This is a genomic window from Actinoplanes couchii (assembly GCF_016862075.1).
GTDB classification, from domain to species: domain Bacteria; phylum Actinomycetota; class Actinomycetes; order Mycobacteriales; family Micromonosporaceae; genus Actinoplanes; species Actinoplanes couchii.
Window position 1 is genome coordinate 26,892 of record NZ_BOMG01000035.1, and the last position, 26,975, is coordinate 53,866.

General features: G+C 70.3%; 30 protein-coding genes. 8 read left to right on the forward strand and 22 right to left on the reverse strand.

Annotation, left to right across the window (positions count from 1 at the left end):
- Positions 1 to 85: 85 nt before the first annotated feature.
- Positions 86 to 937, reverse strand: coding sequence for a 3-hydroxyacyl-CoA dehydrogenase family protein (locus Aco03nite_RS11335; protein ID WP_203794997.1), 852 nt, complete (start codon positions 935 to 937; stop codon positions 86 to 88).
- 120 nt (positions 938 to 1,057) lie between these two features.
- On the opposite strand from Aco03nite_RS11335, the gene Aco03nite_RS11340 reads away from it, so the two are divergent.
- A complete protein-coding gene (locus Aco03nite_RS11340) occupies positions 1,058 to 1,384 on the forward strand; it encodes a hypothetical protein (protein ID WP_203794998.1) in 327 nt (108 codons plus the stop codon).
- 57 nt (positions 1,385 to 1,441) lie between these two features.
- On the opposite strand, the gene murA is transcribed toward Aco03nite_RS11340, so the two are convergent.
- Positions 1,442 to 2,731 carry a UDP-N-acetylglucosamine 1-carboxyvinyltransferase gene (gene murA / locus Aco03nite_RS11345; RefSeq protein ID WP_203794999.1) on the reverse strand — a complete coding sequence of 430 codons (1,290 nt, stop codon included), beginning with the start codon at positions 2,729 to 2,731 and terminating at the stop codon, positions 1,442 to 1,444.
- A gap of 42 nt (positions 2,732 to 2,773) precedes the next feature.
- Between murA and Aco03nite_RS11350 the strand changes: the two genes are divergently transcribed.
- Positions 2,774 to 3,346 carry a cob(I)yrinic acid a,c-diamide adenosyltransferase gene (locus Aco03nite_RS11350; RefSeq protein WP_203795000.1) on the forward strand — a complete coding sequence of 191 codons (573 nt, stop codon included), beginning with the start codon at positions 2,774 to 2,776 and terminating at the stop codon, positions 3,344 to 3,346.
- Positions 3,343 to 3,735: a VOC family protein gene (locus tag Aco03nite_RS11355; protein WP_239145071.1), complete on the forward strand. Its 393-nt coding sequence runs from the start codon at positions 3,343 to 3,345 to the stop codon at positions 3,733 to 3,735. Before Aco03nite_RS11350 ends, Aco03nite_RS11355 begins: the two co-directional genes overlap by 4 nt.
- Positions 3,736 to 3,769: 34 nt before the next feature.
- Here Aco03nite_RS11355 and Aco03nite_RS11360 read toward each other — a convergent pair whose 3' ends face one another.
- From Aco03nite_RS11360 to glyA, 14 genes are all read right to left on the reverse strand, one after another.
- Positions 3,770 to 4,585, reverse strand: a complete 816-nt coding sequence (locus Aco03nite_RS11360; protein ID WP_203795002.1) for a PhzF family phenazine biosynthesis protein — start codon at positions 4,583 to 4,585, stop codon at positions 3,770 to 3,772.
- A gap of 149 nt (positions 4,586 to 4,734) precedes the next feature.
- Positions 4,735 to 5,220 (reverse strand): DUF2550 domain-containing protein, encoded by a 486-nt coding sequence (locus tag Aco03nite_RS11365; protein ID WP_203795003.1) that lies wholly within the window; start codon positions 5,218 to 5,220, stop codon positions 4,735 to 4,737.
- Positions 5,221 to 5,228: 8 nt separating this feature from the next.
- On the reverse strand, positions 5,229 to 5,510 hold the full coding sequence (locus tag Aco03nite_RS11370; RefSeq protein ID WP_203795004.1) for a F0F1 ATP synthase subunit epsilon: 282 nt from the start codon (positions 5,508 to 5,510) through the stop codon (positions 5,229 to 5,231).
- Between the two features lie 79 nt (positions 5,511 to 5,589).
- Complete coding sequence (locus Aco03nite_RS11375) at positions 5,590 to 6,720, reverse strand: LCP family protein (RefSeq protein ID WP_444978835.1); 1,131 nt, start codon at positions 6,718 to 6,720, stop codon at positions 5,590 to 5,592.
- Between the two features lie 159 nt (positions 6,721 to 6,879).
- Positions 6,880 to 8,322, reverse strand: a complete 1,443-nt coding sequence (atpD, locus tag Aco03nite_RS11380; RefSeq protein ID WP_203795005.1) for a F0F1 ATP synthase subunit beta — start codon at positions 8,320 to 8,322, stop codon at positions 6,880 to 6,882.
- On the reverse strand, positions 8,322 to 9,257 hold the full coding sequence (locus tag Aco03nite_RS11385; protein WP_203795006.1) for a F0F1 ATP synthase subunit gamma: 936 nt from the start codon (positions 9,255 to 9,257) through the stop codon (positions 8,322 to 8,324). The genes atpD and Aco03nite_RS11385 overlap by 1 nt, the downstream gene beginning before the upstream one ends.
- A 2-nt stretch (positions 9,258 to 9,259) precedes the next feature.
- A complete protein-coding gene (atpA, locus tag Aco03nite_RS11390; RefSeq protein ID WP_203795007.1) occupies positions 9,260 to 10,807 on the reverse strand; it encodes a F0F1 ATP synthase subunit alpha in 1,548 nt (515 codons plus the stop codon).
- An 81-nt stretch (positions 10,808 to 10,888) separates the two neighbouring features.
- On the reverse strand, positions 10,889 to 11,710 hold the full coding sequence (locus tag Aco03nite_RS11395; RefSeq protein WP_203795008.1) for a F0F1 ATP synthase subunit delta: 822 nt from the start codon (positions 11,708 to 11,710) through the stop codon (positions 10,889 to 10,891).
- On the reverse strand, positions 11,710 to 12,267 hold the full coding sequence (locus Aco03nite_RS11400) for a F0F1 ATP synthase subunit B (RefSeq protein WP_203795009.1): 558 nt from the start codon (positions 12,265 to 12,267) through the stop codon (positions 11,710 to 11,712). The genes Aco03nite_RS11395 and Aco03nite_RS11400 overlap by 1 nt, the downstream gene beginning before the upstream one ends.
- A gap of 25 nt (positions 12,268 to 12,292) precedes the next feature.
- On the reverse strand, positions 12,293 to 12,526 hold the full coding sequence (locus Aco03nite_RS11405) for an ATP synthase F0 subunit C (RefSeq protein ID WP_203795010.1): 234 nt from the start codon (positions 12,524 to 12,526) through the stop codon (positions 12,293 to 12,295).
- Positions 12,527 to 12,603: 77 nt separating this feature from the next.
- Positions 12,604 to 13,389, reverse strand: a complete 786-nt coding sequence (gene atpB, locus Aco03nite_RS11410) for a F0F1 ATP synthase subunit A (RefSeq protein WP_203795011.1) — start codon at positions 13,387 to 13,389, stop codon at positions 12,604 to 12,606.
- The gene (locus tag Aco03nite_RS11415) at positions 13,386 to 13,568 is read right to left on the reverse strand and encodes an AtpZ/AtpI family protein (RefSeq protein ID WP_239145072.1); all 183 of its coding nucleotides are present in this window, start codon (positions 13,566 to 13,568) and stop codon (positions 13,386 to 13,388) included. Before Aco03nite_RS11415 ends, atpB begins: the two co-directional genes overlap by 4 nt.
- Before the next feature lie 280 nt (positions 13,569 to 13,848).
- Positions 13,849 to 14,283: a hypothetical protein gene (locus Aco03nite_RS11420; RefSeq protein WP_203795013.1), complete on the reverse strand. Its 435-nt coding sequence runs from the start codon at positions 14,281 to 14,283 to the stop codon at positions 13,849 to 13,851.
- A 145-nt stretch (positions 14,284 to 14,428) separates the two neighbouring features.
- Positions 14,429 to 15,712, reverse strand: coding sequence for a serine hydroxymethyltransferase (gene glyA / locus Aco03nite_RS11425; protein ID WP_239145073.1), 1,284 nt, complete (start codon positions 15,710 to 15,712; stop codon positions 14,429 to 14,431).
- Positions 15,713 to 15,928: 216 nt separating this feature from the next.
- On the opposite strand from glyA, the gene Aco03nite_RS11430 reads away from it, so the two are divergent.
- Positions 15,929 to 17,392, forward strand: coding sequence for an SDR family oxidoreductase (locus Aco03nite_RS11430; protein WP_203795015.1), 1,464 nt, complete (start codon positions 15,929 to 15,931; stop codon positions 17,390 to 17,392).
- On the opposite strand, the gene Aco03nite_RS11435 is transcribed toward Aco03nite_RS11430, so the two are convergent.
- The 4 genes from Aco03nite_RS11435 to prmC are packed head-to-tail and all read right to left on the reverse strand — an operon-like array spanning position 17,375 to position 20,473.
- On the reverse strand, positions 17,375 to 18,322 hold the full coding sequence (locus Aco03nite_RS11435) for an L-threonylcarbamoyladenylate synthase (protein WP_203795016.1): 948 nt from the start codon (positions 18,320 to 18,322) through the stop codon (positions 17,375 to 17,377). The two genes, Aco03nite_RS11430 and Aco03nite_RS11435, sit on opposite strands and share 18 nt — an antisense overlap.
- The gene (locus Aco03nite_RS11440; protein ID WP_203795151.1) at positions 18,319 to 18,915 is read right to left on the reverse strand and encodes an arsenate reductase/protein-tyrosine-phosphatase family protein; all 597 of its coding nucleotides are present in this window, start codon (positions 18,913 to 18,915) and stop codon (positions 18,319 to 18,321) included. The genes Aco03nite_RS11435 and Aco03nite_RS11440 overlap by 4 nt, the downstream gene beginning before the upstream one ends.
- 1 nt (position 18,916) lies before the next feature.
- On the reverse strand, positions 18,917 to 19,561 hold the full coding sequence (locus Aco03nite_RS11445; RefSeq protein WP_203795152.1) for an L-threonylcarbamoyladenylate synthase: 645 nt from the start codon (positions 19,559 to 19,561) through the stop codon (positions 18,917 to 18,919).
- Positions 19,562 to 19,597: 36 nt separating this feature from the next.
- Complete coding sequence (prmC, locus tag Aco03nite_RS11450; RefSeq protein WP_203795017.1) at positions 19,598 to 20,473, reverse strand: peptide chain release factor N(5)-glutamine methyltransferase; 876 nt, start codon at positions 20,471 to 20,473, stop codon at positions 19,598 to 19,600.
- Between the two features lie 100 nt (positions 20,474 to 20,573).
- Here prmC and Aco03nite_RS11455 point away from each other — a divergent pair, with 100 nt between their 5' ends.
- On the forward strand, positions 20,574 to 22,076 hold the full coding sequence (locus Aco03nite_RS11455; RefSeq protein ID WP_203795018.1) for a GGDEF domain-containing protein: 1,503 nt from the start codon (positions 20,574 to 20,576) through the stop codon (positions 22,074 to 22,076).
- A gap of 2 nt (positions 22,077 to 22,078) precedes the next feature.
- Positions 22,079 to 23,428: an outer membrane protein assembly factor BamB family protein gene (locus Aco03nite_RS11460; RefSeq protein WP_203795019.1), complete on the forward strand. Its 1,350-nt coding sequence runs from the start codon at positions 22,079 to 22,081 to the stop codon at positions 23,426 to 23,428.
- On the opposite strand, the gene prfA is transcribed toward Aco03nite_RS11460, so the two are convergent.
- Together prfA and rpmE are read right to left on the reverse strand one after the other, a co-directional pair.
- Entirely contained in the window at positions 23,429 to 24,517 is a 1,089-nt protein-coding gene (prfA, locus tag Aco03nite_RS11465; RefSeq protein WP_203795020.1) for a peptide chain release factor 1, read from the reverse strand. It lies immediately after the preceding gene.
- Positions 24,518 to 24,603: 86 nt separating this feature from the next.
- On the reverse strand, positions 24,604 to 24,828 hold the full coding sequence (rpmE, locus tag Aco03nite_RS11470) for a 50S ribosomal protein L31 (RefSeq protein WP_188119615.1): 225 nt from the start codon (positions 24,826 to 24,828) through the stop codon (positions 24,604 to 24,606).
- A 195-nt stretch (positions 24,829 to 25,023) separates the two neighbouring features.
- On the opposite strand from rpmE, the gene Aco03nite_RS11475 reads away from it, so the two are divergent.
- A complete protein-coding gene (locus Aco03nite_RS11475; RefSeq protein WP_203795021.1) occupies positions 25,024 to 26,082 on the forward strand; it encodes an RNA ligase in 1,059 nt (352 codons plus the stop codon).
- On the forward strand, positions 26,079 to 26,975 hold the full coding sequence (locus Aco03nite_RS11480; RefSeq protein ID WP_203795022.1) for a phosphatase domain-containing protein: 897 nt from the start codon (positions 26,079 to 26,081) through the stop codon (positions 26,973 to 26,975). Before Aco03nite_RS11475 ends, Aco03nite_RS11480 begins: the two co-directional genes overlap by 4 nt.

Genomic DNA, 26,975 nt, shown 5'->3' on the forward strand with positions numbered 1-26,975 from the left:
CACGGCCCCGTGCGAACCGACGCGAGGAGGGCGGTCGGTCGCGGGGCCACCCCGCGACCGCCGGGCCGACAGCGATGGCTGAGGGTTACCTGTAGTCGTAGAACCCCTTGCCGGTCTTGCGCCCCAGATCGCCGGCCTGGACCATCCGCTGGAGCAGCTCCGGCGGGAAGAACTTGGCGTCCGCGGTGTCCCGGTAGATGTTGCCGGCCGCGTTGAGCATCACGTCCAGGCCGGTCAGGTCGACGGTGGCCAGCGGGCCCATGGTGTGGCCGAAGCCCAGTTTCATCACGGTGTCCAGGTCCTCGGCGGAGACCACACCCGACTCGACCAGCTGGATCGCCTCGACCAGGATCGCCGAGAAGAGCCGATTGGAGACGAACCCGGCGACATCCCGCTTGACCTCGACACAGGTCTTGCCGACCCCCTCGGCGAACGCCCGCGCGGTAGCAAGCGTCTCGTCCGACGTCTGGTAACCACGGACCAGCTCGACCAGTTTCATCATCGGGACCGGCGAGAAGAAGTGGATGCCGACGACCGACTCGGGGCGCTGCGTCACGGTGGCGATCTGGGTGATCGGGATGGCCGAGGTGTTGGTGCCGAGGACCGCGCCGGCCTTGCAGATCTTGTCGAGGGCCTTGAAGACCTCGTGCTTGGCCTCCACCTTCTCGAAGATCGCCTCGATCACCACATCGGCGTCGGCGACCGCGTCCAGGTCGGTGGTCGGGGTGATCCGGGCGAGGGTGGCCTGCAGATCCTCCTCGGTGATCCGGCCCTTGGTGACGAACCGGGTCAGCGAATCCTCGATCGCGCCCATGCCGCGGGTGAGCGAGGCGTCGTCGACGTCCCGCATGGTGACCTGCCACCCGGCCTGCGCCGAGACCTGAGCGATGCCGGAGCCCATCAGACCGGATCCGATGACCGCGAGACGACCCGCCATTCTTCACTCCTTCGTCAGCCGAGCCGCCAGTTTACCGGCGTTACTTAACGCAGGTTCAGCTCGGTTGGGGATCGGGTCGAATCGTCAGAAATGGTCGGGCGCCGGTGCCACACTGTGCGCATGGCCACGAGCGACGGCTGGTACCTCATCGGACCGCTGATCGCCGTCGGGCTGGTCGGCTTCCTGGGCGCGGTCTTCTGGCGGATGGGCCTGCAACCCACCGTCCCGGCACCGGACGGTTTGGCGATCTTCGGCGAGTGGGACGACTACGGCCTGCTCTGGCCGGCGGCCGTCACCGGCGAGCCCGAGGTGGCCGACGAGATCCGGCGGTACCTCTCCGATGCGGGCATCCGTGCCACCACGGCGACCCGGCGCGACGGCCGGGTCAGCGTGCTGGTCTTCTCCGAAGAGGTGGAGGAGGCACGACGCTTGGTCGCGTCTTTCTGAACTTCGTTGAAGATCTGAAGCCCAGACTGTTGTCGAGAAGAACGCTCGACAACAGTCCTAGAAGTCGAAAGTCGGCTCGGGGACGTCGGTGCGTTCCACCTCGACACCCAGCGCGGCCAGGTCGGCGACGAAGTTCGGGTAGCCACGGTCGATGTGGTGCACCTCGCCCACCTCGGTCACCCCGTCGGCGCAGAGCCCGGCGATCACCAGACCGGCGCCGGCCCGGATGTCGGTGGCCCGGACCGGGGCGCCGGAGAGCCGCTCCCGCCCGTTCACCGCGGCGTGGTGCCCGTCGGTGCGGATGTCGGCGCCCAGCCGCACCATCTCGTTCACGAACATGAACCGGCCGTCGAAGATGTTCTCGGTGATCAGCGACGACCCCTCGGCGACCGCGGCCAGGCCCAGCGCCATCGGCAGCAGGTCGGTGGCGAACCCCGGATAGGGCAGCGTCACGATGTCCACCCCGCGCGGGCGGTCGGCGATCCGCACCCGGAACTGGTTGTCACCCGGCTCGACGGTCGCGCCCGCGGTCACCAGCTTGTCCAGGGCGACGTCCAGGAACTCCGGCCGGACCCCGTGCACGGTCACGTCGCCACGGGTCATCACCGACGCGTACGCCCAGGTGCCGCCGACGATCCGGTCGCCGACCGTGGTGTGCCGCACCGGCTTCAGCGGGCCCTCGACACCCTCGATGATCAGGGTGGACGTGCCCGCGCCCTCGATCTTCGCGCCCATCGCGTTGAGCATCTCGCAGATGTCGACGATCTCCGGCTCGCGGGCCGCGTTGTCGATCTCCGTGACGCCCCGGGCCAGCACCGCCGCCATCAGGATGTTCTCGGTGGCGCCGACACTCGGGAAGTCCAGCCAGATCTTCGCCCCGCGCAGGCCCTTCGGCGCCGAGGCGATCACGAACCCGTGCTCACCGGAGATCTCCGCGCCCATCCGGGCCAGGCCCGCGACGTGCATGTCCAGGCCCCGGGAGCCGATCATGTCGCCACCGGGCAGGGCCACCCGCACGTAGCCGCGGCGGGCCAGCAGCGGGCCCAGCACACAGATCGACGCGCGCAGCCGCCGCACCAGGTCGTAGTCGGCCTCGCTGCCCGGCTCGGCGGGCACGTCGATGATCGCCTCGGTGCCGTCCAGCGTGACGTCGCAGCCGAGCCGGCGCAGCACCTCGGCCATGATCGCTATGTCGGTGATCCGGGGCACGTTCGACACCACACTGCGGCCCTCGGCCAGCAGCGCGACGGCCATCAGCTTGAGCGCCGAGTTCTTCGCCCCGCCCACCACGACGTCGCCGGCGAGCCGTGCACCACCCTTAACCCTGATCACATCCACGCGGGCCATGGTATGGGCCGGAGCACACCCGCGCCTCGTAGGGTGTCCCCCATGGCTGTGCATCTCACCCGCATCTACACCCGCACCGGCGACGCCGGCGAGACGAGGCTGGTCAACAACGAGGTCGCGCCGAAGACCTCACCCCGGATCGCCGCGTACGCCGACGCCGACGAGTGCAACGCCGCGCTGGGCGTCGCGCTCGCGCTCGGCGACCTCCCCGAGGACGTCCGGGCGGTGCTCGCCACCGTCCAGAACGACCTCTTCGACCTCGGGGCCGACCTGGGCAACCCGCTGGCCGAGGACCCGCCCTACCCGCCGCTGCGGATCACCGAGGCCTACGTGACCCGGCTCGAGACCTGGTGTGACGAGTTCAACGAGCGGCTCACCGCGCTGGACAGCTTCATCCTGCCGGGTGGCACCCCCGGTGCGGCGCTGCTGCACGTGGCCCGGACGGTGGCGCGCCGGGCCGAGCGGACCGCATGGGCGCTGTACGAGCTGGAGCCGGACCGGACCAGTGTGCTCCCGCTGAAGTACCTGAACCGGCTCTCCGACCTGCTGTTCATCCTGTCCCGCACGGCCAACCCGGGCGGCGACGTGAAGTGGGTGCCCGGCGGCGACCGGTGACCGGAGCCCTGCACCACGTCGAGCTGTGGGTGCCCGACCTGGCCGGGGCGATCCGCCCGTGGGGCTGGCTCTTCACCGAGCTGGGCTGGACCGGCTTCCAGGACTGGCCGGGCGGCCGGTCCTGGCGGCGCGGCGAGACCTACGTGGTGCTGGAGCAGTCCCCCGCACTGTCCGGCCCGGCCCACGACCGACGCGCGCCCGGACTGAACCACCTGGCGTTCACCGCGGGCCCGCGCACCGAGGTCGACCGTCTGCACGAACTCGCCCCGGACCACGGCTGGTCCCCGATGTTCCCCGACCGCTACCCACACGCGGGCGGCCCGGACTCGTACGCGACCTACCTCGAGGACCCCTGGGGCTACGAGGTGGAACTGGTCGCCGAGGACTAGGTTTCGTGCCCCGCCGGTGTTCGGCGCACCGAACCTAGACGAGCAGGTCGCCGTCGATGGTGGTCACGGCGTGGCCGCTGAGGTGGGTGCGGTCGCCGTGCAGGGCCACCCGGACGTGACCGCCCCGGCGGGAGGCCTGGTAACCGGTCAGTTCGGTGCGGCCCAGCCGGGCGGCCCAGAACGGCGTCAGGGCGGTGTGCGCGCTGCCGGTCACCGGGTCCTCGTCGACACCGACGGCCGGGGCGAAGAAGCGGGACACGAAGTCGTGACCGGCTGCCGGGCCGGCGGCCACCGCGGTGACGATGACCCCGCGCCGGGTCAGCCGGGCCACCGCGCGCAGGTCGGGGGCGAGCCCGCGGACCGTCGCCTCGTCGGCCACCTCGAACAGCAGGTCGTCGGTGAGCGGACCGGTGTGCAGCACCGTCGACGGGGTCACGCCGAGCGCCGCGACCAGCTCCGGATCGGCCTTCACCGGGCTCAGCGGGGCGGTCGGGAAGTCCAGGGTGATCAGGCCGGAGTCGTCGACCGAGGCGGTGAGCACCCCGCTGCGGGTCTGATAGCCGGTGGATCCACCGATCAGCCCGGCCCGATTCAGCACGTGGGTGGTGGCCAGGGTGGCGTGCCCGCAGAGGGCCACCTCGGCGCCCGGGGTGAACCAGCGCAGCGCCCAATCCGCCGCGGAACCGGCCGGGAGGCGGTGCAGGAACGCCGTCTCGGCGTGGTTGACCTCGATCGCGACGCGCTGCATCCACTCGTCCGAGGGAAAGGTGTCGCCGTCGAGCACCACCACCCCGGCGGGCGCGCCGGTGAACGGCCGGTCGGTGAAGGCGTCGACGATTTTGATCCGCATGCCGCCGACGTTACGGAATCCGCGGGCGGCGGCACGACGGCCAATCCCGAAGAGGCGGCGCCAGCTCTCGGCCGGGCGCGGGATCCCGGTCCGGGAGAGGCGGCGTCAGCTCTCGCCAGGCGCGGAGTCAAGGTCCGGGAGAGGCGGCGTCAGCTCTCGGCCGGGCGTGGGGTCTCGGTCGGGCGGGGGCCGAAGACCGGGCGGCCGCCCAGGCTGCCGGGATCGCGGGGCGGGCCCGCCTCCAGCCAGGAGAGGAAACCGGTCACCGTGGTCTCGGCCATCGCGATCTCCAGGTCGGTGGACCCGGTGCGGCAGCGCAGGACGACCCAGTGGCCGGGCATGGTGAGCCGCTCGGGGCCGGCCGGGAGACGCCGCTCCTCGACGGTCAGCGAGCGCCGGTCCAGGATCCGCTTGGGCCGGATCGCCAGGCTGAACATGCGGTGGAACCGGAGCTCGTCGCCGAGGAACTGGCCGAGGCCGGGCGACCACCCACGGCCGGGCACCATCGTGTTGATGTGCACCTGCAACCGAATGGTTCCGCCGCCGACCTGGAGCAGGCGGCGGCGGAAGAAGAGCGCGAAGAGAAACGCGAGCAGCGCGACGACGCAGATTCCGGCGATCTCCAGAACCCGCATCGCCGGTGTCAGCGAGACTCGGGAGTGGCGGGCGTCGCGCTCTCGGCGAGGATCGTCACGCCGTTGGCGTCGATGGAGAGGAACCCACCGGCCACGTCGTAGGTGAGCTGGTCGCCCCCGGCGAGCTTGACCCGCACCTGGGAGGGCTCCTTCAGCAGGCCGAGCAGCGGTGCGTGGTTGGGGAGGACACCGATCTCGCCCTCGGTGGTGCGCGCGACGAGCATCTCGGCCTCGCCGACCCAGACCTTCTCCTCGACGGCGACGACCTCGACGTGCAGCTGGTTGGCCACGCTGTCTCCCTTTGACGCTGCGAACCGAATGGGTGAAGTCTAATCGGCGGCCAACGCCGACGTGGTACGGGGTGCCGTCTCAGCTCTCCGCGGCGACGTAATCCGGGTGGTCGAGCAGGAACGCCGCGATCCGATCCTCGCGCACGGCCTGGAAGAACTCGGCAGTCGAGGGATCCAGCTGCTCACCGAGGTATCGGCCGTTGTCGTAGAGCCCGCCGCCGGGGAGTTTGACGAGCGTCATGTCCTCGGTGTTGATCCCCTTGAGCGCCAGCCCCCAGTCGATCACGCTGCTGCCGCCGCCGTCGAAGGTCAGCGAGTCCCCGGCGGCGTCCAGCACGGCGAGCAGCTTGGTGGGGTCGGTGACCACGTCCCGGCTCATCGCCTGTTTCGCCATCGCCTTGATGAACTGTTGCTGGTGCCGCTGCCTGTCGTAGTCGCCGTTGGGCAGCCCGTAGCGCTGCCGTACGTAGTCGAGCGCCTCCCAGGCCTGCAGGTGGTGGGTACCGACCTTGTAGACCTTCTGCGGGCCCGTGTACGGGTGGTCGCAGCCCCCGCTCAGACACTCCGGGCGCTTGGGCCGGCCCTTGCCGTTCGGCTGCAGGTGCTCGGACCGGACGCTCTGGTCGATCGTCATGGTGACGCCGCCCATCGCCTCGACGATCTTCTTGAACCCGCCGAAGTTGATGATCGTGCCGGCGTCGAAACGGTGGATCCCGGTGATCCCGCTGACCGTGTGCGCCAGCAGCTGGAAACCCTGCTGCACGTCGTGGGTGCCGTCACCGAGGTAGCTGCCGTACGACATCGCGGAATTGACCTTGGCAGTGGTGCCGGCGAAGCCGGTCTGCGCGAACGGCGGGATCGTCACGTAGAGGTCGCGCGGGATGGAGAAGAGGTAGACCTGGTCCATGCTCGCCGGCACGTGCGCCACGATGATCGAGTCGGACCGCGGGGCCTGGGTGTCGTCGCGGGGGTCGATGCCGGCCATCAGGATGTTCACCGGGCCGGTGATGTCGCTGCCCCGGTCGTCGTCCTCGGCGGAGGCCGTGCCGCCGATCAGCGAGCCGCCACCGGTCTCGATGGCGCCGGTGTACCGCGCGACCAGGGCCTGCCCGGTGACCAGCAGGCCACCGCTGCCGACCATCAGCGCACACCCGAGGCCGGCACAGAGCCGGGCCCAGACGGGCGCACGCCGCTTCAGAGACTTGGACACTCGAATACCCCACTGCCGGAAGAATGCGCGGCCAAGAATACCCGAATCGTGTGCGAAGAGAGGTCAATTCGTCACTTACAGTGACGTACGACGATACAAAAGAGCCGCGCCGGTGTGACACCGGCGCGGCTCTTCCTACGAACTACGAACTGACCGAGGTCAGCCCTTCATCAGCTCGTGCGCGTTCTTCTCGAGGTCCTCGAGGCCACCGCACATGAAGAAGGCCTGCTCCGGGTAGTTGTCGTACTCACCCTCGGAGATCTTCTTGAACGCCTCGATGGTCTCCTTCAGCGGGACCGTCGAGCCGGCGACACCGGTGAACTGCTCCGCCGCGTAGGTGTTCTGCGAGAGGAACCGCTCGATGCGGCGAGCCCGCTGCACCGTGACCTTGTCCTCTTCGGAGAGCTCGTCCATGCCGAGGATGGCGATGATGTCCTGCAGGTCCTTGTACTTCTGGAGGATCCGCTGGACCTCACGGGCCACCGTGTAGTGCTCGACACCGACGAACTCCGGCGCCAGGATCCGCGAGCTGGAGGCCAGCGGGTCCACGGCCGGGTAGATGCCCTTGTCGGAGATCGACCGCTCGAGGTTCGTGGTCGCGTCGAGGTGGGCGAACGTGGTGGCCGGCGCCGGGTCGGTGTAGTCGTCGGCGGGCACGTAGATCGCCTGCAGCGAGGTGATCGCCTTGCCACGGACCGAGGTGATCCGCTCCTGCAGCTCACCCATCTCGTCGGCCAGGGTGGGCTGGTAACCCACGGCCGACGGCATACGGCCGAGCAGGGTGGAGACCTCGGAACCGGCCTGGGTGAACCGGAAGATGTTGTCGATGAAGAGCAGCACCTCCTGGTTCTGGACGTCCCGGAAGTACTCCGCCATGGTCAGGGCGGTCAGGGCGACCCGGAGACGGGTGCCCGGCGGCTCGTCCATCTGGCCGAAGACCAGGGCGGTCTTGTCCAGAACGCCACCCTCGTCCATCTCCAGGATGAGGTCGTTGCCCTCACGGGTGCGCTCGCCGACGCCGGCGAACACCGAGGTGCCACCGAAGTTACGGGCAACGCGGATGATCATCTCCTGGATGAGCACCGTCTTGCCCACGCCCGCGCCACCGAACAGGCCGATCTTGCCACCACGCACGTACGGCGCGAGCAGGTCGAGCACCTTGATGCCGGTCTCCAGCATCTCGGTCTTCGGCTCGAGGTCCGCGAACGCCGGGGGCTTGCGGTGGATCGACCAGCGCTCCTGGATGTCCAGCGTCGACGGGTCAACGTTGAGCACCTCGCCGAGGGCGTTGAACACGTGGCCCTTGGTCACGTCGCCGACCGGCACCGAGATCGGCGCGCCGGTGTCGGTGACCGCGGAACCGCGGACCAGGCCGTCGGTCGCCTGCATCGAGACGGCGCGGAGCAGGTTGCCACCCAGGTGCTGGGCGACCTCCATGGTCAGCGTCTTCTTGCCCTCGGAGAGGGTGACATCGACCCGCAGAGCGTTGAAGATCGCGGGCATGGCGTCGCGGGGGAACTCGACGTCGACGACCGGGCCGATGACCCGGACGACACGGCCGACACCGGTCTCCGCCTTGGTGGGCTCAGCAACAGCAGTCATCACACATCACTTCCTGCCGCGGCCAGCGCGTTGGCGCCGCCGACGATCTCACTGATTTCCTGGGTGATCGCAGCCTGCCGCGCGGAGTTCATCTCGCGCGTGTACCGCTTGAGAAGGTCGTCGGCGTTGTCCGACGCGCTCTTCATCGCCCGCCGGCGCGAAGCCGACTCACTGGCCGCCGAGTCCAGCAACGCCGCGTAGATCCGCGTGTTGAGGTACTTCGGCAGCAGCGCGTCGAGCAACTCGTCGGCGTCCGGCTCGAACTCGTACGACGCCTTGGGCTCGGAGGACTTCTCCTCCTCCGGCGACTCGACCGCGACCGGCGCGAGGGGCTTCGCGTTGGCCTGCTGAGTCATCAGGGACTTGAACTCGGTGCTGACGATGTGGAGCTCGTCCACACCCTCGATGCCCTCGGGCCCGAAGGTCCCCTCCGTCGCCGAGCCGGCCTGGAACCCCTCGATCAGCCCGTCACCGATGCGCTTGGCGTCGGCGAACGTGGGGCGCTCGGAGAATCCGGTCCAGCTCGCGGCCACCGGCCGGTTGCGGAACGTGTAGTACCCGAAGCCCTTCCGGCCCACGATGTACAGCGCCACCTCTTTGCCGTCCGCCTTCAGCTCAGCGATCAGCTGCTCGGCGGTACGGATGGCGTTGGCGTTGTAGGCGCCGGCCAGGCCCCGGTCACTGGTGATCAGTAGGACCCCCGCCCGCTGAACGCGCTCACGCGCGGTCAGCAGCGGGTTGTCGACCGAGGCGTTCGACGCCAGAGCGCCGAGCACCTTGGTGATCGCCAGGGAGTACGGCCGGGAGGCGTTGACCCGTTCCTGGGCCTTCGCGATCCGGCTGGTGGCGACCAGCTCCTGCGCCTTGGTGATCTTCTTGGTCGACTTGACGGTGCGGATGCGCCGACGCAGCGCCGATACCTGACCGGCGGCCATGCCTAGTTACCGCCCTGGAACGACTTCTTGAACTCGACGACGCCCGACTTCAGGCTCTCGATGTTGTCGTCGCTCAGCAGGTTCGTCGACTCGATCGTGGTGTAGACGTCGCTGTGGTGCTGCTTGAACCACTGCAGGAACTCCTGCTCGAAACGCCGCACGTCACCGACGGCGATGTCGTCGAGCTGACCCGTCGTGCCGGCCCAGATCACGATGACCTGCTCGACCGTCGAGTACGGGGAGTACTGCGGCTGCTTCAGCAGCTCGACCAGGCGGACGCCCTTCTCGAGCTGGGCACGCGACGCGCGGTCCAGGTCGGAGGCGAAGGCCGAGAAGGCCTCCAGCTCACGGAACTGGGCCAGGTCCAGGCGCAACCGGCCGGAGACCGAGCGCATCGCCTTGACCTGCGCCGAACCACCCACGCGCGACACCGAGGTACCGACGTTGATCGCCGGGCGGACACCCGAGGCGAACAGGTCGGTCTCCAGGAAGATCTGACCGTCGGTGATCGAGATGACGTTGGTCGGGATGAAGGCCGAGATGTCGTTGGCCTTCGTCTCGATGATCGGCAGACCGGTCATCGAGCCGCCACCCAGCTCGTTGGAGAGCTTGGCGCAACGCTCCAGCAGGCGGGAGTGCAAGTAGAAGACGTCGCCCGGGTACGCCTCACGGCCCGGCGGGCGGCGCAGCAGCAGCGACACGGCGCGGTAGGCCTCGGCCTGCTTCGTCAGGTCGTCGAAGACGATCAGGACGTGCTTGCCGTTGTACATCCAGTGCTGTCCGATGGACGAGCCGGTGTACGGGGCGATGTACTTGAAGCCGGCCGGGTCGGACGCGGGGGCCGACACGATCGTCGTGTACTCCAGCGCGCCCTGTGCCTCCAGGGTGCCCCGGATGCTGGCGACGGTGGAGGCCTTCTGGCCGATCGCCACGTAGATGCAGCGAACCTGCTTCTCCGGGTCGCCGGACTCCCAGTTCGCCTTCTGGTTGATGATCGTGTCGATCGCGACCGTGGTCTTACCGGTCTTGCGGTCGCCGATGATCAGCTGGCGCTGGCCACGGCCGATCGGCGTCATGGCGTCGATCGCCTTGATGCCGGTCTGCAGCGGCTGCTTCACCGGCTGCCGGGCCATCACGTTCGGCGCCTGCAGCTCCAGCTCGCGGAAGCCTTCGTTGGCGATCTCACCGAGACCGTCGATCGGCTTGCCCAGGGCGTCGACGACGCGGCCCAGGAAGGCGTCGCCCACCGGGACCGAGAGGACGCGGCCGGTGCGCTTGACCGGCTGGCCCTCCTCGATCGCGGCGTAGTCGCCCAGGATCACGGCGCCGATCTCACGGACATCGAGGTTCGACGCGACACCCAGGGTGCCGTCGGCGAACTCGAGCAGCTCGTTCGCCATCACCGAGGGGAGACCCTCGACGTGCGCGATGCCGTCGCCTGCGTCGGAGACGACGCCCACCTCTTCACGGGTGAGGTCGCTCGTGGCGGACGAGACGTAGCGCTCTAGCGCCCCCCGGATCTCGTCCGAGGAGATGGTCAGCTCGGCCATCCTCTGCCTTCTCTGTCTAGCTCGGGACGTCACCGCCGCCGAGGGGGCTTCTCGATCAGGAATCGAGGGGAAAAAGCTAAATTAGGCGAACGCCTGCTTGGCTGCGTTCAGCTTGCGCTGGACCGTGCCGTCGTAGAGGTCGGAACCGACCCGGACGCTGACTCCACCGAGAACCGACGGAACGACGTCCACCTTCAGCGAGACGTCGCGCCCGTAGACGGCGGACAGCTTGCCGGCCAGGGACTGCTCCTCGGCCTCGGTCAACGGCTTGGCCACCGTCACGTACGCCACCTCGCGGTCGCGCTTCTCGGCGGTCGCCTCGACCAGTCGGTTCAGCGAGGCCGCGAAGCCACGCCCACCGAAGCCGGTCAGGGCCACCTCGACGAGCCGGAAGGTCGCCGGCTGGGTCTTGCTCTTCAGCAAGTCCTCCACCAGCTTAACCCGCTCCGAGAGCGAGGCACTGGCGTCGCTGAGCGCGGCGGCCAGGGCCGAGTCACCGGACGAGATCTGGCCGAACCGGAACAGTTCGTCCTCGACGTCGCCCAGCTTGCCGTCCCGCTCCGCCGAGGTGAGGAGCGCGTCCACACCCAGGTGCTCGGTGGCGTCCAGCAGCTGGCCCGGACGGGCGAACCGCCCGGTCACCAGCGTGCTGATCGTGTCGACAGTGGCCTTGGAGACCTTGCCGCTCAGCAGCGACTTGATCAGCTCGGCACGGTCCGCACCGGGCCGCGACGGGTCGGTCAGGGCCCGGCGCAGGCGCAGGTCGGACCGCAGCAGGCCGGCCACCGACAGAATCTCGTCGGCGACCGTGACCAGTTGCGGAGCCGTGGCAGTCGCGGTCTCGGCGGCCAGCCGGGCAGACGCCTCGCCGTAGGCCTCGCGGCTTACAGTCGGTGACGTCATCAGCGCTGTCCCGCCGTGTCGAGGTCGGCGATGAACCGCTCGACGGTGCCACGGGTACGGGCCTCGTCCGCGAGAGCCTCGCCGACGATCTTGCTGGCCAGGTCGACCGCGAGCGTGCCGACCTCGGAGCGGAGTTCCCGCACGATGGCCTCACGCTGGGCGTTCAGCTGCTCGTTGCCGGCCGCGATGATGCGGTCCGACTCCTCGCGAGCCTTGGCCAGGACGTCCTGACGAATGCCCTCGGCGTCGGCCCGGGCCTCGTCGCGGATGCGAGCGGCTTCGGTACGCGCCTCGGCCAGCTGCGCCTTGTACTGCTCGAGCAGCTCGTTGGCCTCGGCCTGTGCGGCCTCGGCGCGCTTGATGCCGCCCTCGATGGCGTCCACCCGCGCCTGGAACGTCTTCTCCATCATGGGGAAGACGAACTTCATCAATACGAAGCAGAGCACGGCGAACGCCACCGAGCCGACCACGATCTCCTGCCAGACAGGGATGATCGGGTTGTGCTTGACGACTTCGGCGCCCTCTTCCGTGGCCGCGGCCAGGTAAAGGTCGATCATACGAACCTCCTAGTCGAGGTCTAGATCAGAGCCCGGTGCCCTGCCAGATGAAACCGAACGCGATGCCGAGGAGCGCGAGCGCCTCGATCACCGCGAAGCCGATCCAGACGAACGGCAGGGTCAGGCGGGAAGACTCCGGCTGACGGGCGGTCGACTGGATGTAAGCGGCGAAGACCAGACCGACACCGATGCCGGGGCCGATAGCAGCGAGGCCGTAACCGATGGCGGCGGTGCTACCGAAGAGTTCGGCGGTAAGCATTCTTCGTTCCTCCTGGTATCTCGCGTGACTATCACGCGGGACGACAAACGGGGTGTTACTTGGAGATCGGGTACTACTCAGTGCTCGTCAGCGAGCGAACCCTGCACATAGCTCGCGGTCAGCACCGTGAAGACGTAAGCCTGAAGGCAGATCACCATGAACTCGAGGAAGGTGATCGCGATGGTGAGCACCCAGGACAGCACCGAGATCGGGGCCAGCCAGGCGTTCGCGCTGATCATCGCGAAACCGCCGAGAGTGAACACCAGCAGCAGCATGTGGCCCGCGAACATGTTGGCGAAGAGACGCACCGCCAGCGAGAACGGACGGACCAGGAAGTTCGAGAAGATCTCGATCGGGATCAGCAGCGGCAGGATGCCGGCCGGCGCGTCCGGCTTCACCGCGTGGATGAAGTAGCCGATGCCGTGCTTCTTGATACCGACCCAGATGAACATCACGTAGGTGACGACCGCGAGGACCGCCGGGAACGCGATGTGCGACATCGGGGAGATCTGCACCAGCGGGATGATGCCGAACATGTTGTTCACGAGGATGAACGTGAACAGCGTGGTCAGGTAGGGCGCGAACCGGACACCCTGCGGGCCGATCATGTCGACCGCGATGTTGTTGCGCACGAAGCCGTAAAGGCTCTCCGCCATCCACTGCTTCTTCGTCGGAACCAGCTGCGGGTTCCGGTAAGAGGCCAGGAAGAAGATGATGATTGCTGCGACCGCCACCCAGACCAGGACCGTGATCTTGGTGAACCAGTAGCTGTCGTGAGCGTCCCACGGCAGGATGCTGGGCAGGTAGAAGTCCTCGACGCTGGGCGGGAACGCCGCCGCGAGGACCGTCGACTGACCGATCACCTTGGCCCTTTCCTGTCAGGCGCCGTGACACGGCGCACGATGAGGTACACAGCGCCGGCGACCCCGAGGACCGCACCGATGGCGGCGAAGATGCCCGTGGTTCCGACGAAGTAGTCGACCAGCCAGCCGATTCCACCCCAGGACAGAATGCCCGCGATGAGATACGACAGTGCTGTCATGCCCGCACCGGAGTCGGGGGGCGTGTCCGGACCGTCGTCACCGTGGGATTCGTGGGGAGGTTTCTGGGCGGCCATGTCGGCCCGAACGATATCAGCAGGAAACACGAAGCAAAGCGGGACCCCCCGCACAACCGTAGTTGTCCAGGCGTCAGGGGTCTCGCAACTGACTGGACACGGTACTCCTGTCGCGCCAAATCGGAACACCGCGCAGTCCGAGGGGTCACCGGATAGTGGCGCCGTGCCCGTTTTACATGCTCCTGACCAGGGGTTACGAGGTGCTCTAGATCACCTTCCGAATGACCCGGCGGTGCACCCACCAGGCTTGGACACCGGTCCAGACGACCACCCCGGCGACGATGCCCCACCCGAGGGCCGACCAGCCCGGCCAGGGGATGTCGACGCCGATGGCCAGGATGACTCCCAACAAAGAATATTTCACCACATAAGTAAGCATTCCGAGCGGCAACAGCAAAGCCGGCCGGACCGTGTCGGCCCAGGCGATCACCAGGGTGGACATGGTGAAGCTGACGGTCACGATCAGCACCCCGGCGGCCGCGCCCACCCCCGCCTCGACACCCCTGGCCAGGTAACCGGCCGAGAAGGCGCAGAACAGCAGGGCGGTGGAGACCGCGGTGAGGAGCGGAAGGTGCTCGATCCGCCAGCGCGGGTCCTCCGCCGGGGCCGGGCGTTCCTCGTCGGCCGGCACTTGACTCACCGCAAAAACCTCCCGCAGGCATTTCGTACCGTCTTCGGCACGGCGGGCCACGTTATCACCGGGTCCGGGACTTCCCGATAACACGTCCGTCAGCGGTTAGCGGGCGTTCAGATCACGTTTCCGGATTCTTTCCCGGAATGCGATTTCACCATGCCAGTGCGGAATCCTCGGGCATTTCCGTGTCCAGCGGATAGGGCGGAAACGCTCCCACGATCTCGGCCACCTCGGCGGCCACCCCGGCGGTCTCGTCCCGCACCGCCCGGCCGATCACCCGGGCGATCCGGCCCATCTCGTCCTCCCGCATGCCCTGGGAGGTGACGCTCGGCGTGCCGATCCGGATCCCGGAGCCCACCGACGGGCGCAGCGGGTCGAACGGGATCGCGTTCTTGGTCAGCGCGATGCCCACCCGCGCGCACCGGGTCTCCGCCTCCAGCCCGGTCACGCCCAGCTCCCGCAGGTCGAGGACGGCCAGGTGGGTGTCGGTGCCGCCGGTGACCGGCCGCATCCCCTCGGCGGCGAGCCCGGCGGCCAGCGCCCGCGCGTTGCGGACCGTCTGGTTGGCGTACCCCCGGAACTCCGCGGTGGACGCCTCACGGAAGGCGACCGCCTTGGCCGCGATGGCGTGCATCATCGGCCCGCCCTGCGCGAACGGGAAGACCGCCTTGTCGATCCGCTGGGCCAGCTCGCCCCGGCAGAGGATCATGCCGCCGCGCGGTCCGCGCAGCGCCTTGTGGGTGGTCGCGGTGACCACGTCGGCGTACGGCACCGGGGACGGCACCGCGCGCCCGGCCACCAGCCCGATGAAGTGCGCCGCGTCGACCATCAGGTAGGCCCCGGCCTCGTCGGCGATCTCCCGGAACCGGGCGAAGTCGATCAGGCGGGGGTACGAGGTGGCGCCACAGATGATCAGTTTCGGACGGTGCGCCAGCGCCAGATCCCGTACCTCGTCGTAGTCGATCTCCTCGGTCTCCGGCGAGACCCGGTAGGAGACCGGGTGGAACCACTTGCCGGAGAAGTTGGCCCGGCTGCCGTGGGTGAGGTGCCCGCCGTACGGCAGCCCCATCGCCAGCACCACGTCACCGGGCTCGGCCAGCGCCGCGTAGGCGGCCAGGTTCGCCGCCGCGCCGGAGTGCGGCTGCACGTTGGCGTGCTCGGCCGTGAACAGCTCCCGGGCGCGCTCGACCGCGAGCCGCTCGGCCCGGTCCACCTGGGCGCAGCCGCCGTAGTAGCGCTCCCCCGGATAACCCTCGGCGTACTTGTTGGCGAGCGTCGAACCGAGCGCCGCGAGCACCGCCGGCGAGGTGAAGCTCTCGCTCGCGATCAGCTGGAGGGTGTCCCGCTGGCGGACCACCTCGTCGACGAGCACGGCGGCGATCTCCGGATCGTCACGCCGCAACACCGCGAAGTCCGGCCCCCAGAAGGTGCCCACGATGGCCTCCCGTGTCGAGGATCTACCCGTCCGAGGACCCTGCCCGAGCAGCATATGTCTCCCCGGCCGCGCAGGCGGGCACAGTCGCGTCCCCCGGCGGACCCGACCAGGGTCAATCGCCGGGATTCGCCCCAGAGCGGCACACACCACACCGCGGCGACCGGCGTTTCGGCCCGACCGGCGTCAGACCCGGGCTTCCTGGGAAATCCTGTACGCATGCGATGTCTTGTCACCGGCGCGACCGGCTACATCGGCGGGCGTCTGGTCCCGCGACTGCTCGACGCCGGCCATCAGGTGCGATGTCTGTCCCGTAGTGCCGCCCGGTTACGGGACGCGCCGTGGGCCGGGCGGACCGAGATCACCGAGGGAGATCTGTCCGACCCGGCGACGCTCCCGGCCGCCTTCGAGGGCGTCGACGTCGCCTACTTCCTGGTCCACTCGCTGGGCCGCCCGGACTTCGAGCGGCTGGACCGCGAGGCCGCGGAGAACTTCGCCACGGCGGCCCGGGCTGCGGGCGTACGCCGCATCATCTATCTCGGCGGACCCGAGCCGCCCGCCCACGAGAAACCCTCCGCCCACCTGCGCTCCCGGGCCGAGGTCGGGCACATCCTGCTGGACAGCGGGGTGCCGACGGTGGTGCTGCGGGCGCCGGTGATCATCGGGTCCGGCTCGGCGTCGTTCGAGATGCTGCGCTACCTGACCGAGCGCCTGCCGGCCATGGTCACCCCACGATGGGTCAACAACAAGATCCAGCCGATTGCGGTACGCGACGTGCTGCGTTACCTGATCGGCGCCGCGACCCTGCCGCCCGAGGTCAGCCGCGGTTTCGACATCGGCGGCGCGGACGTGCTCACCTATCGGGAGATGATGCAGCGCTACGCCCGGGTGGCCGGGCTCCCGCGCCGGGTCATCGTCCCGGTCCGCCTGCTCAGCCCATGGCTGTCGTCGCACTGGGTCGGCCTGATCACCCCGGTGCCGAACAGCATCGCCCGGCCGCTGGTCGGCAGCCTGATCCACGAGGCGATCGCGCACGAGAACGACATCGCCGAGCTGATCCCGGGCCCGGCCCCGCTGGGTTTCGACGAGTCGGTCCGGCTGGCCCGCAGCAAGATCCGGGACGCCGACGTGGAGACCCGCTGGTCCACCGCCTCCGGCCTGGACGTCTCCGCCGAACCGCTGCCCAGCGACCCGGACTGGTCCGGCGGCAACATCTACGTCGACGAGCGGTCCCGGCCGGTGAGCGCCCCGCCGGACCGGCTGTGGAAGGTCATCGAGGGGGTCGGCGGCGAGAACGGCTGGTACTCGTTCCCGCTGGCCTGGTCGGTGCGCGGCTGGATGGACCGGCTGGCCGGCGGGGTCGGGCTGCGGCGCGGCCGGCGCGACCGGCACCGGCTACGGGTCGGCGAGGCCCTGGACTGGTGGCGGGTCGAGGAGATCGAACCCGGCTCACTGCTGCGGCTGCGGGCCGAGATGCGGGTGCCCGGGCGGGCCTGGCTGGAGATGCGGGCCGAGGCCACCCCGGAGGGCGGGAGCGTCTACCGCCAGCGGGCCGTCTTCCTGCCGCGCGGGCTGGCCGGGCACCTCTACTGGGCGTCGGTGGTGCCGTTCCACGGGATCGTCTTCAGCGGGATGGCCCGCAACATCACCCGCACCGCGGAGACGTCAGGCGGCAGCGCGTGACAACCGGTCCCGGACGGCCAGCCAGTCCTCGGTCCGCGGCGGCTCCTGGATGACGATGGTGGCGTAACCGGCGTCGTCCAGGCGGTGCAGGGCGGCGTACAGGTCGGCGGCGTACTCCCGCGGGTCGGCGGAGAGGACCTCGGTCCCTTCGCTGCCCTCATACGTCAGGGTGCCGACCGGCCCGGTCAAACCCTCGTGGTCCCGGGCATCCGGGCGGAGCACGGTCCGGGCCCGCGGCGCGTAGTGCCGCCGGCTCATCCCGGGCGAGTTCCGCGCGGCGCCGTCCTCGGTCTCCGCCTCGGGCAGCGCGACGGTGCCGGCCACCTCGCGCAGCACCCGCAGGCCGAGCGCACCCGGCCGCAGCAGCCGCGGCACGTCACCCGTCACGTCCAGCACCGTCGACTCGATGCCCCAGGAGCAGGCGCCGCCGTCCAGCACCAGCGGCACGTCCGGCAGGCTGCGCACCACGTGCTCGGCGGTGGTCGGCGAGATGCCCTCGGAACGGTTCGCACTGGGCGCGGCGAGCGGCAACCCGCAGGCCCTCAGCAGGTCGAGCGCGACCGGATGCGCCGGGACGCGGACCGCCACGGTGTCGTTGACCGCGCCGATGCCGGGCAGGTGCGAGGCCCGGCGCACGACCAGGGTCAGCGGGCCCGGCCAGAAGGCGCCGGCCAGCTTGTCCGCCCCGGCCGGCCACTCGGCGGCCAGCGCGCGGGCTGCCGGAAGGTCCGCCACGTGCACGATCAGCGGGTTCCAGGACGGCCGGTTCTTCAACCGGTAGATCTCGCCGACCGCCCGCTCGGAGAAGGCGTCGGCGCCGAGGCCGTAGACGGTCTCGGTGGGAAACGCCACCACCGAGCCGGCCCGCAGGATCTCGGCGGCCCGGCGCAACCCCTCGGCGTCCGGCAGAGCGATCTTCGAAAGGTTCACGGAAGCAACAACGCGGCGAACGGCATCGTGGTGTCCTCGATCTCGTCGCCCACCCGGTGGAACGTCTGGTCGCCGCGGCCCCACGGGTCGTCCAGGTCGTCGCCGGCCTGGGCCGAGTCCGCGCCACGCAGCCCGGCGACCGCCTCGACGATCGCGGTGCCCCGGGCCCGCAGCGCCTCCGGTTTCGGCTCGGCCGGCGGCAGCGAGGCCGCGTCCACCGAGCCGAGCAGCCGGCCGAACTCACCGAGCACGAAGGTGCGCTCGGCGGCGTCCGGGCGGAGCGCGACCACGTAGTCGTACTGGTCGGCGGTGGCGGTGAGGATCAGGTCCGCCTCGTCGATGAAGTCGCCGCGCAGCTTGCGGGCGAGGAAGCCCTCGTCGGTGCCGCGGCGGGCGCGGACCAGGCGGGCCGCGGGCGGGTTCATCTCCTCGCCCTCGTGCCAGCCGCCGGTGCCGGCGCTGACACTGTGCAGCAGCCGGCCGTCGTCGGCGTCACCGGCCCGGTCCCGGACGGCGCGCGCCAGCAGGCGCTCGGCCATCGGCGACCGGCAGATGTTGCCCATGCAGACGTGCAGAACGGTGAACGGCGCCAAGTCAGTCCTGCCCATCGATGATTTCCGGAACCACGTCACGAAGCTTCTCGAGCGGGATCGCACCGGCCCGCAGCACCCGCGGCACATCACCGGTGACGTCCACGATCGTGCTCGGCGCCGGGTCGAGGGCGGGGCCGGCCTCCAGGTAGACGCGCACCGCGTACTCCAACTGGTCGCGGGCCTCGTCGGCGGTCACCGGGGCGGGCGAGCCGAGCTTGTTGGCGGTGGTCACGGCCATCGGCCCGACCTCGCGCAGCACCTCCAGGGCGACCGGGTGCAGCGGCATGCGCACCGCGACCGAGCCCCCGGTGTCGCCGAGGTCCCAGGTCAGGCTGGGTGAGTGCTCGACGATGATGGTCAGCGCGCCGGGCCAGAACGCGTCGGCCAGCTCCCGGGCGGCACGCGGCAGCGAGTAGGTCAGCCCGTCCAGCGTGTGCCGGGAGCCGACCAGCACCGGCGGCGGCACCCGGCGGTCCGAGCCGCGGGCGTGGTGCAGCTGGGTGACGGCGTGCGAGGTGAACGCGTCGGCCCCCACCCCGTAGACCGTGTCGGTGGGGAAGACCACGAGCTCGCCGCTCTTGGCCGCCTCGACAGCCGCGGCGATGCCACGGTCCCGGTCAGCGACGGTGGCGCAGTCGTAGAGCATCACGTGTTGCAGTGTGCCATGCGACTGAACGGTGTTTCACCGGCGGCGGGCGGTCGCATATCTCGGACGGCCGGTGAGGTCGTCGTGCGCGGTCACCCCGGTGAACCGGCCGTCGGCCCGCAGCAGCGCCGGAACCGCCTCGCCGTGCACGTCGTCGTGTTCGATCCCGAGGGATCCGCCCGGTACGAGCAGCCGGGCGGCCAGCTCGATCACCGGCCGGATCACCACCAGCCCGTCGCCGCCGCCGAAGACCGCCTCGGCCGGGTCGTGCCCGGAGACCTCGGGCGGGACCTCGGTGCCGTCCGGCACGTACGGCGGGTTGCAGAGCAGCACGTCCACCGTGCCGTGCAGGCCGGCCAGCAGATCCGGATCGGTCACGTCCCCGGCCACCACCTCGACCACCGGGTAGCCCCCGGTGTTGCGGCGCAGCCAGGGCAGGGCGGCCGGCGACCGCTCGACGGCGATCACCCGCCCGGCCTTCGTCTCGTCGGCGATCGCGACCGCGATGGCGCCACTGCCGCTGCACAGGTCGACCACCAGCGCGCCCGGCCCGGTCCGCTCGACACCCCAGCCGGCCAGCAGCTCGGTCTCCGGCCGGGGGGTGAAGACGCCGTCGCCGACCGCAAGTTCCACATAGCGGAACGCGGCGCTGCCGAGCAGGTGCTGCAGGGGGATCCGGCGGGCCCGGCGCGCGACCAGGTCCCGGAACCGGGACAGCTCGGCGGCCCGGATCGTGTCGGTCAGCAGGAGCCGCCCGCGCGGCACACCCAGTGCGTGAGCAGCCAATAGTTCGGCGTCGACACGTGGCGAGGACACTCCGGCCGCGCCGAGATCGACCGTCGCCGCTGCCAGCTCCGGCGCCAAGCGGGTCCGATCCGTGTCCTCGCGGGGGTGTTCGTGTCGCGGTGTCACGGCATAATCATGGGACCTCGCGCACGCGGAGTCGTCGGCGGGCTCCGGCCCGGTCCGCGGATCGCGCGAGGGCGATGCCCGATGTCGTGGGAGGCGCCTGGTGGGTTGGTTGGACCAGCTCGCGGAACACGTCGATGATCTTCGCCGTGCCAATCACCTCCAGCAGAACGGGCAGTCGGCCGCGGCCCTGCCGATCCTGGACACGGTGCTGGACACCGTCACCGACCCGGCGACCCGGGCGTACTCGCTGGTCCAGCGCTTCGGCGCGCTGATCAACCTGGGCCGGGTGGCCGAGCTGGCCGCCGCGATGGCCGCCGCCGCCGAGGCCGTCCGCGAGGTGCCCGACCCCTACCTGCGTGGCCAGCTGCACGCTTTCGCCGCCCTCGGCGCACACCTGCAGAGCAATCTGGACCGCGGGGTCACGCATCTGGTGCAGGCGTCCCGGGCGCTGGCCGCCGTGCCGGAACGGGACGCGGACACCGCGTGGGGCTGGCACGACCTCGCCATGGCGTACAGCTATCTGGGTTTTCACGGCCAGGCCCTGATCGCGATCGAGCAGGCCCGCGAGGTGGGCGCGGCGGCCGGCCTGGCGCAGGAGGTCTTCGCGGCGCCGGGTATCCGGCTGCGCAACGCCGTGGCGCTGGACCATCAGGGCGACACCGACGGCTGTCTGCGGGTGCTGCGCGACATCGACGCCGAGTTGTCCCGCTACGTCGCCACCGATCAGCTCCGGCCGAGCAGCCGGGCGGTGTACGGGTACGCCCTGGCCCGCCGGGCCGCGCTGGGCGACTCGACCTCGTCGGACGCGACCCGCTGGCTGACCGGTGGCGGCGGCGACAGCGCCCGCACCCGGGACCTGCGGCATCTCGGCTCGGTCTGCCTGGCCATCGCGGCCGGCCGCCCGCAGCAGGCGCTGGCGATGCTGGAGGCGGTGCCGGTCTCCGCCGAGACCCTGGGCGCTCCCGAGGCGGCCCGGTTGCGCAGCATCTGCCACTCCACCGCGGGTGATCACGCGGCCGCGCACGCCGCCGACCGGTACGCGTTCCGTCTCGCCGCGATGCGCATCGACCAGCTCCGGGACGGTTACCTGGACGGGGTGGCCGCCCGCCTGGACGCGCAGGAGACACACCGCGATCCGGGCCGGTACGGCGACGAGACGCTCACCGACCCGCTGACCGGCCTGCCGAACCGCCGTCAGCTGGAACGCTATGTGGACTCGCTGCTGTCCCGGGGCGAGCGGGCCGCGGTCGGCATCTGCGACGTGGTCGGCTTCACCACGATCAACATCAGGCACGGCCGGCACTGCGGTGACCTGGTCCTGCAGCGGATCGCCGGGGTGCTGCACCGGGTGATGCGCCGCGGCGACTTCGTGGCCCGGTTCGCCGGTGACGAGTTCGTGCTGGTGCTGCCGGGCGCCGGCCCGCACCAGGCGGCCGAGGTGTCCCGCCGGATCGGCGCCGCCGCGAACGCCGAGAACTGGCAGGCGCTGGTGCCCGGCACCCCGATCGGGGTGGCGTCCGGCTGGTCCGAGGTCGGGTCCAACGGCCGGGGGCTCAGTGCCGCTTTGGCCGCCGCCGCGGCGGGCCGGAAGCCCACCATATGACCATGAGCATGATCGAGCTCGGCGACGTCAGCGGCGAACCGGACGGGGACGGCCGCGCCGAGCGTGTGCCGGAGTTCCGGCACGGCACGGTGCGCCGTCTGGTGCTGGCCGGTCTCGCGGCGCTGTGCGTGGTCGCGCTCGGCGGTTCGGCCCGGCCGGCGCCGCCGCTGATCCAGGAGCTGTGGGCGGTGCCGTTCGAGGAGATGGACTCGATGTCGGTCGCGGGCGGCCTGATCCTGGTGCAGACCAACAGCGACGGTTCGCCGAGTCTGACCGCCTACGACGCGGCGACCGGGAAGGCCCGCTGGAGCCGCCCGGTCGGCGAGCAGTCGACGCAGATGGAGACCGTGGAGCGCTCCGGCGTGTTGCTGCTGGCCGGTGGGCAGGAGACGGTGGAGACCGACATGGGCGACGGCAGCGTCGCCGTGGAGACCTACGGCGGCACGATCACGGCCGTCGACGCGATCAGCGGCACCACGCTGTGGACCCGGTCCGGCGGCTACCACCTGCACGCCGGGCCGGAGACGACCCTGCTGGTCGAGCACGGCAAGCAGGGCGACCCGGTGCGGTTCCGGCTGGTCCGGACCAGGGACGGCGGTGTCGTCTGGGAGCGGGCCCTGCCGCGGGCGGTGGACATGACCGTGCAGATCGACGGGGACGAGCCGATCCGGATGGTGACCGCCACCGGGGACGGTGAGATCACCCTGCTGGACTACGCCACCGGCGCCGTCCAGCTGGTCCGGAAGCTGCCGTGGGCCGAGCGGTCGCCGGTCACCGGGAGCGGCAGTTCGATCGCGCTGACCCCGGGCCTGTTCCTGGAGAACCGGACGACCGGGACGGACGGTGAGATCACCGCTTACCGGGCCGACACGCTGGAGCGGCTCTGGTCGGCGAAGTCCGGCGACTACCTCTGGTCCCAGGACTGCGGTCCGGTGATCTGCCTCACCGAGGAGAATCGCTTCCGCGCCGTCGACCCGCTCACCGGCGAGCACCGTTGGACCGGCACCGGCTGGCCGATCATCGGGCTGTCCCCCGGCAATGAGTTCCTGCTGCTCACCCGCTCGGACACCGCGCCCCAGCCGGTGCTGGCCGAGGCGGCCACCGGGCGCACGGTCGGCAAACCCGGGCGGGGCTGGGTCGCCTACTGGGACGCCGACGAGCACTACGTGGTGCTGCTGGACCCGCTGGTGAAGGACTACACCAGGTCCGTGGTGACCCGGTTCGACCTGGTCACCGGCCGGTCCACCCTGCTCGGGACGGTCCCGCTGACCGGGAACGGCCGGTGCTCCGGCACCGGCCCGATCCTGGCCTGTCAGAACGCCGGCCGGCTGACCGTCCACCGGATCGGCTGATCAGCGGCGCGGCATGTCGCTGTCCCCGGCCAGGCGGGCCGCCCGGTCCGACTGGGCCAGCGCGTCCAGCACCCCGTCCAGTTCGCCGCCGAGGACCAGGTCCAGGTTGTAGGCGGTGTAGCCGATCCGGTGGTCGGTGATCCGGTTCTGCGGGAAGTTGTAGGTGCGGACCCGCTCGGAGCGGTCCACCGTGCGGACCTGGGCCTTGCGCGCGTCACCGGCCGCCGCGTCGGCCGCCTCCTGGGCCTGGGCCAGCAGCCGGGCCCGCAGGATGCGCATCGCCGCCTCCTTGTTCTGGAGCTGGCTCTTCTCGTTCTGGCAGCTGGCCACGGTCCCGGTGGGCAGGTGGGTGATCCGGACCGCGGAGTCGGTGGTGTTGACCGACTGGCCACCCGGACCGGACGAGCGGTAGACGTCGATCCGCAGGTCGCCGGGCTGGATGTCGATGTCGACGTCCTCCGCCTCGGGCAGCACCAGCACGCCGGCCGCCGAGGTGTGGATCCGGCCCTGGGACTCGGTGACCGGCACCCGCTGCACCCGGTGCACGCCGCCCTCCCACTTCATCCGGGACCAGACGCCGTGCCCGCCCACGGGCGCGCCCTTGGTCTTCACCGCGACCGAGATGTCCTTCACACCGCCGAGGTCCGACTCCTGCGAGTCGATCACCTCGACCACCCAGCCGTGCTTCTCGGCGTACCGGGTGTACATGCGCAGCAGATCACCGGCGAACAGCGCGGACTCCTGGCCGCCCTCACCCGCCTTGATCTCGATGATCACGTCCTTGGCGTCGCTGGGGTCGCGCGGCATCAGCATCTCGCCGAGCTTCTCCTCCAGCCCGGGCAGCGTGGCGGCGACCGCCTCGACCTCGGAGGCGAAACTCGAGTCCTCGGCGGCCAGCTCCTTGGCGGCGGCCAGATCGGCGCGGGCCGCCTCCAGCTCCTGGTTGGCCGCCCAGATCGGCGCCAGCTCGGCGAAACGGCGGCCGACCCGGCGGACCAGGGCCTGGTCGGAGTGGATGGAGGGGTCCTCCATCAGGCGCTCCAGGTCCACGTACTCGGCCAGAAGCGTGCTCAAACGGTCGTTACTCATCAGAACTTCTCCCCAGCCGGCGTGAAAAGCGGACCACACGCGAACGGCGCCCGCCCCGAGAACCGGGACGGGCGCCGTGGAAGCAGTTACTTCTTCTTCGCGGCAGTGACCTTGGCGTACTTCGCCTGGAACTTCGCGACCCGGCCCGCGGTGTCGAGGACGCGCTGCTTGCCGGTGTAGAACGGGTGGCAGGCGCTGCAGGTCTCGACGCGGATCTCCGCGCCCTTCGCGGTGCTGCGGGTGGTGAAGGTGCTGCCGCAGGAGCAGACGACCTCGGTGGTCGTGTACTCGGGGTGGATTCCGCTCTTCATGTCTTCTCGGTCCCTCTCGATACAACGGGCCGCCGGGTCGCCCTCCTGCTGGAAAGACGTGAACCGGAACCCCTACTGGCCGATGCACCAGTCTGCCATGCCTCCCGTACCGGCCGGAAATCAGGAGGCGCAACTGGATTCGTCCTGGTTAACGTGAGCGCTGCTCCGTTCATTCCCACAGCTGGCAGGCACCCCATGACGCTTCTGCACGACGTCCTCGATCCGGCCGATCTGGCCGCCGCGATCGACAGCGGACTGGTCCGCACCCAGCGTCATCCCCGCCTGCCGTTCACGATCTACAACTACACCGAGGCGTGTCAGTACTCCGGGGCGTGGACGCCCGTCACGCTGGCCTGCCGTGGTCTGGTGGTGGACGCCGAGGGGCGGATCGCCGCGCGGCCGTTCCCGAAATTCTTCAACCACGACCAGAGCCAGGCGCCCCGGCTCGCCCCGGGCGCGGCGGTGACGGTCACCGACAAGGCCGACGGCAGCCTGGGTGTGATCTATCACGACGGCGAGGGCTGGGCGGTCGCCACCCGGGGCTCGTTCGCCTCCGACCAGGCCCGGCACGCGACGCAGGTACTGCGCGAGCGGTACTCGTCGTTCGTACCGCCGCAGGGGTTGACCGTGCTCGTGGAGATCGTCTATCCGGACAACCGGATCGTGATCGACTACCAGGGGATGGACGACCTGATCCTGCTCGGTGCGGTGGAGATCGCGACCGGCCGCAGTCACGGGCCGACGGCGGTGCCGGACTGGCCGGGGCCGGTGGTGGAGACCTTCGGCCACGCGACGTTCGCCGAGGCGCTCGCCGCCGAGCCGAGGGACGGCCGGGAGGGTCTGGTCGTGCACTTCACCGAGGCCGACCAGCGAGTCAAGATCAAATACGCCGATTATGTACGTCTACACCGGCTCGTCACCGGCCTGACCCCGCGTTCGGTGTGGGAGATCCTCGCCGTCGGTGGTGATCTGGACGCCCTGACCGAGCCGCTGCCGGACGAGTTCCACGTCTGGGTCACCGGCATCGCCACCGGCCTGATCGCCGAGGTCGAGGAGGCGGTGGCGGCCGTCGAGGCGACGTTCGACAAGATCGTCGCGGCACTGCCCGAGGGGTGGGGCCGCAAGGAGTTCGCGGCCGAGGCGCTGCGCACCGGGTACCGGGCCGAGTTGTTCCTGCGGTTGGACGGCAAGGACTACCGTCCCGGCCTGTGGCAGCGCGTACGGCCGGCAGTGAAGGAAGTTGAACCGAAGTGACACGTCTGCTCATCACCCGGGGCCTGCCGGCGTCCGGCAAGACCACGTTCGCGCGCAAGCTCCAGCCGGACGTGGTCCGGGTCAACCGCGACGACCTGCGGCGCATGCTGCACGGCTGCCGGCTCTACACGCAGCACGCCGAGGCGCAGGTCACCCAGGCCCAGCGGGCGGCCGTCGAGGCGCTGCTGCGGGCCCGGGGCAGCGTCATCGTGGACGACACCAACCTGCGCGCCAAGACGGTCCGGGAGTGGGCCGAGATGGCGGCGCGCTATTCGGCGTCGTTCGAGGTGCACGACTTCACCGACGTGCCGGTGGACGAGTGTGTGCGGCGCGACGTCGGCCGGCCCGAGGACGAGCGGGTCGGCGAGGACGCCATCCGCCGCATGCACGACCGCTACCTGGCCGGGAAGAACACGCCGCTGCCGATCCCGTTCATCGATCCGGGCGGCCCGGGTGTGGTCTACCGGCCGGACCCGGAGCTGCCGGGCGCGGTGCTGGTCGACATCGACGGGACCGTCGCGCTGATGACCGGCCGCAGCCCGTACGCGTGGAACCGGGTCGGCGAGGACGAGCCGAACCCGGCGGTGATCACGGCGGTGCGGGCGATGCACGCGGCCGGCCACGCCATCGTCTTCTGCTCCGGGCGCGACGAGGTGTGCCGGGCGGAGACCGAGGCCTGGCTGGAGTTGTTCGTCGGGGTGCCCTATGAAGGCCTGTTCATGCGCCCGGAGGGTGACAGCCGCAAGGACTCGATCGTCAAGCGGGAGATCTTCGACCGGGAGGTCAAGGATCGTTGGCGGATCGTCGGGGTGTTCGACGACCGTCAACAGGTGGTACGTATGTGGCGGCAGCTCGGCCTGACGGTCTTTCAGGTTGCGGAGGGAGATTTCTAG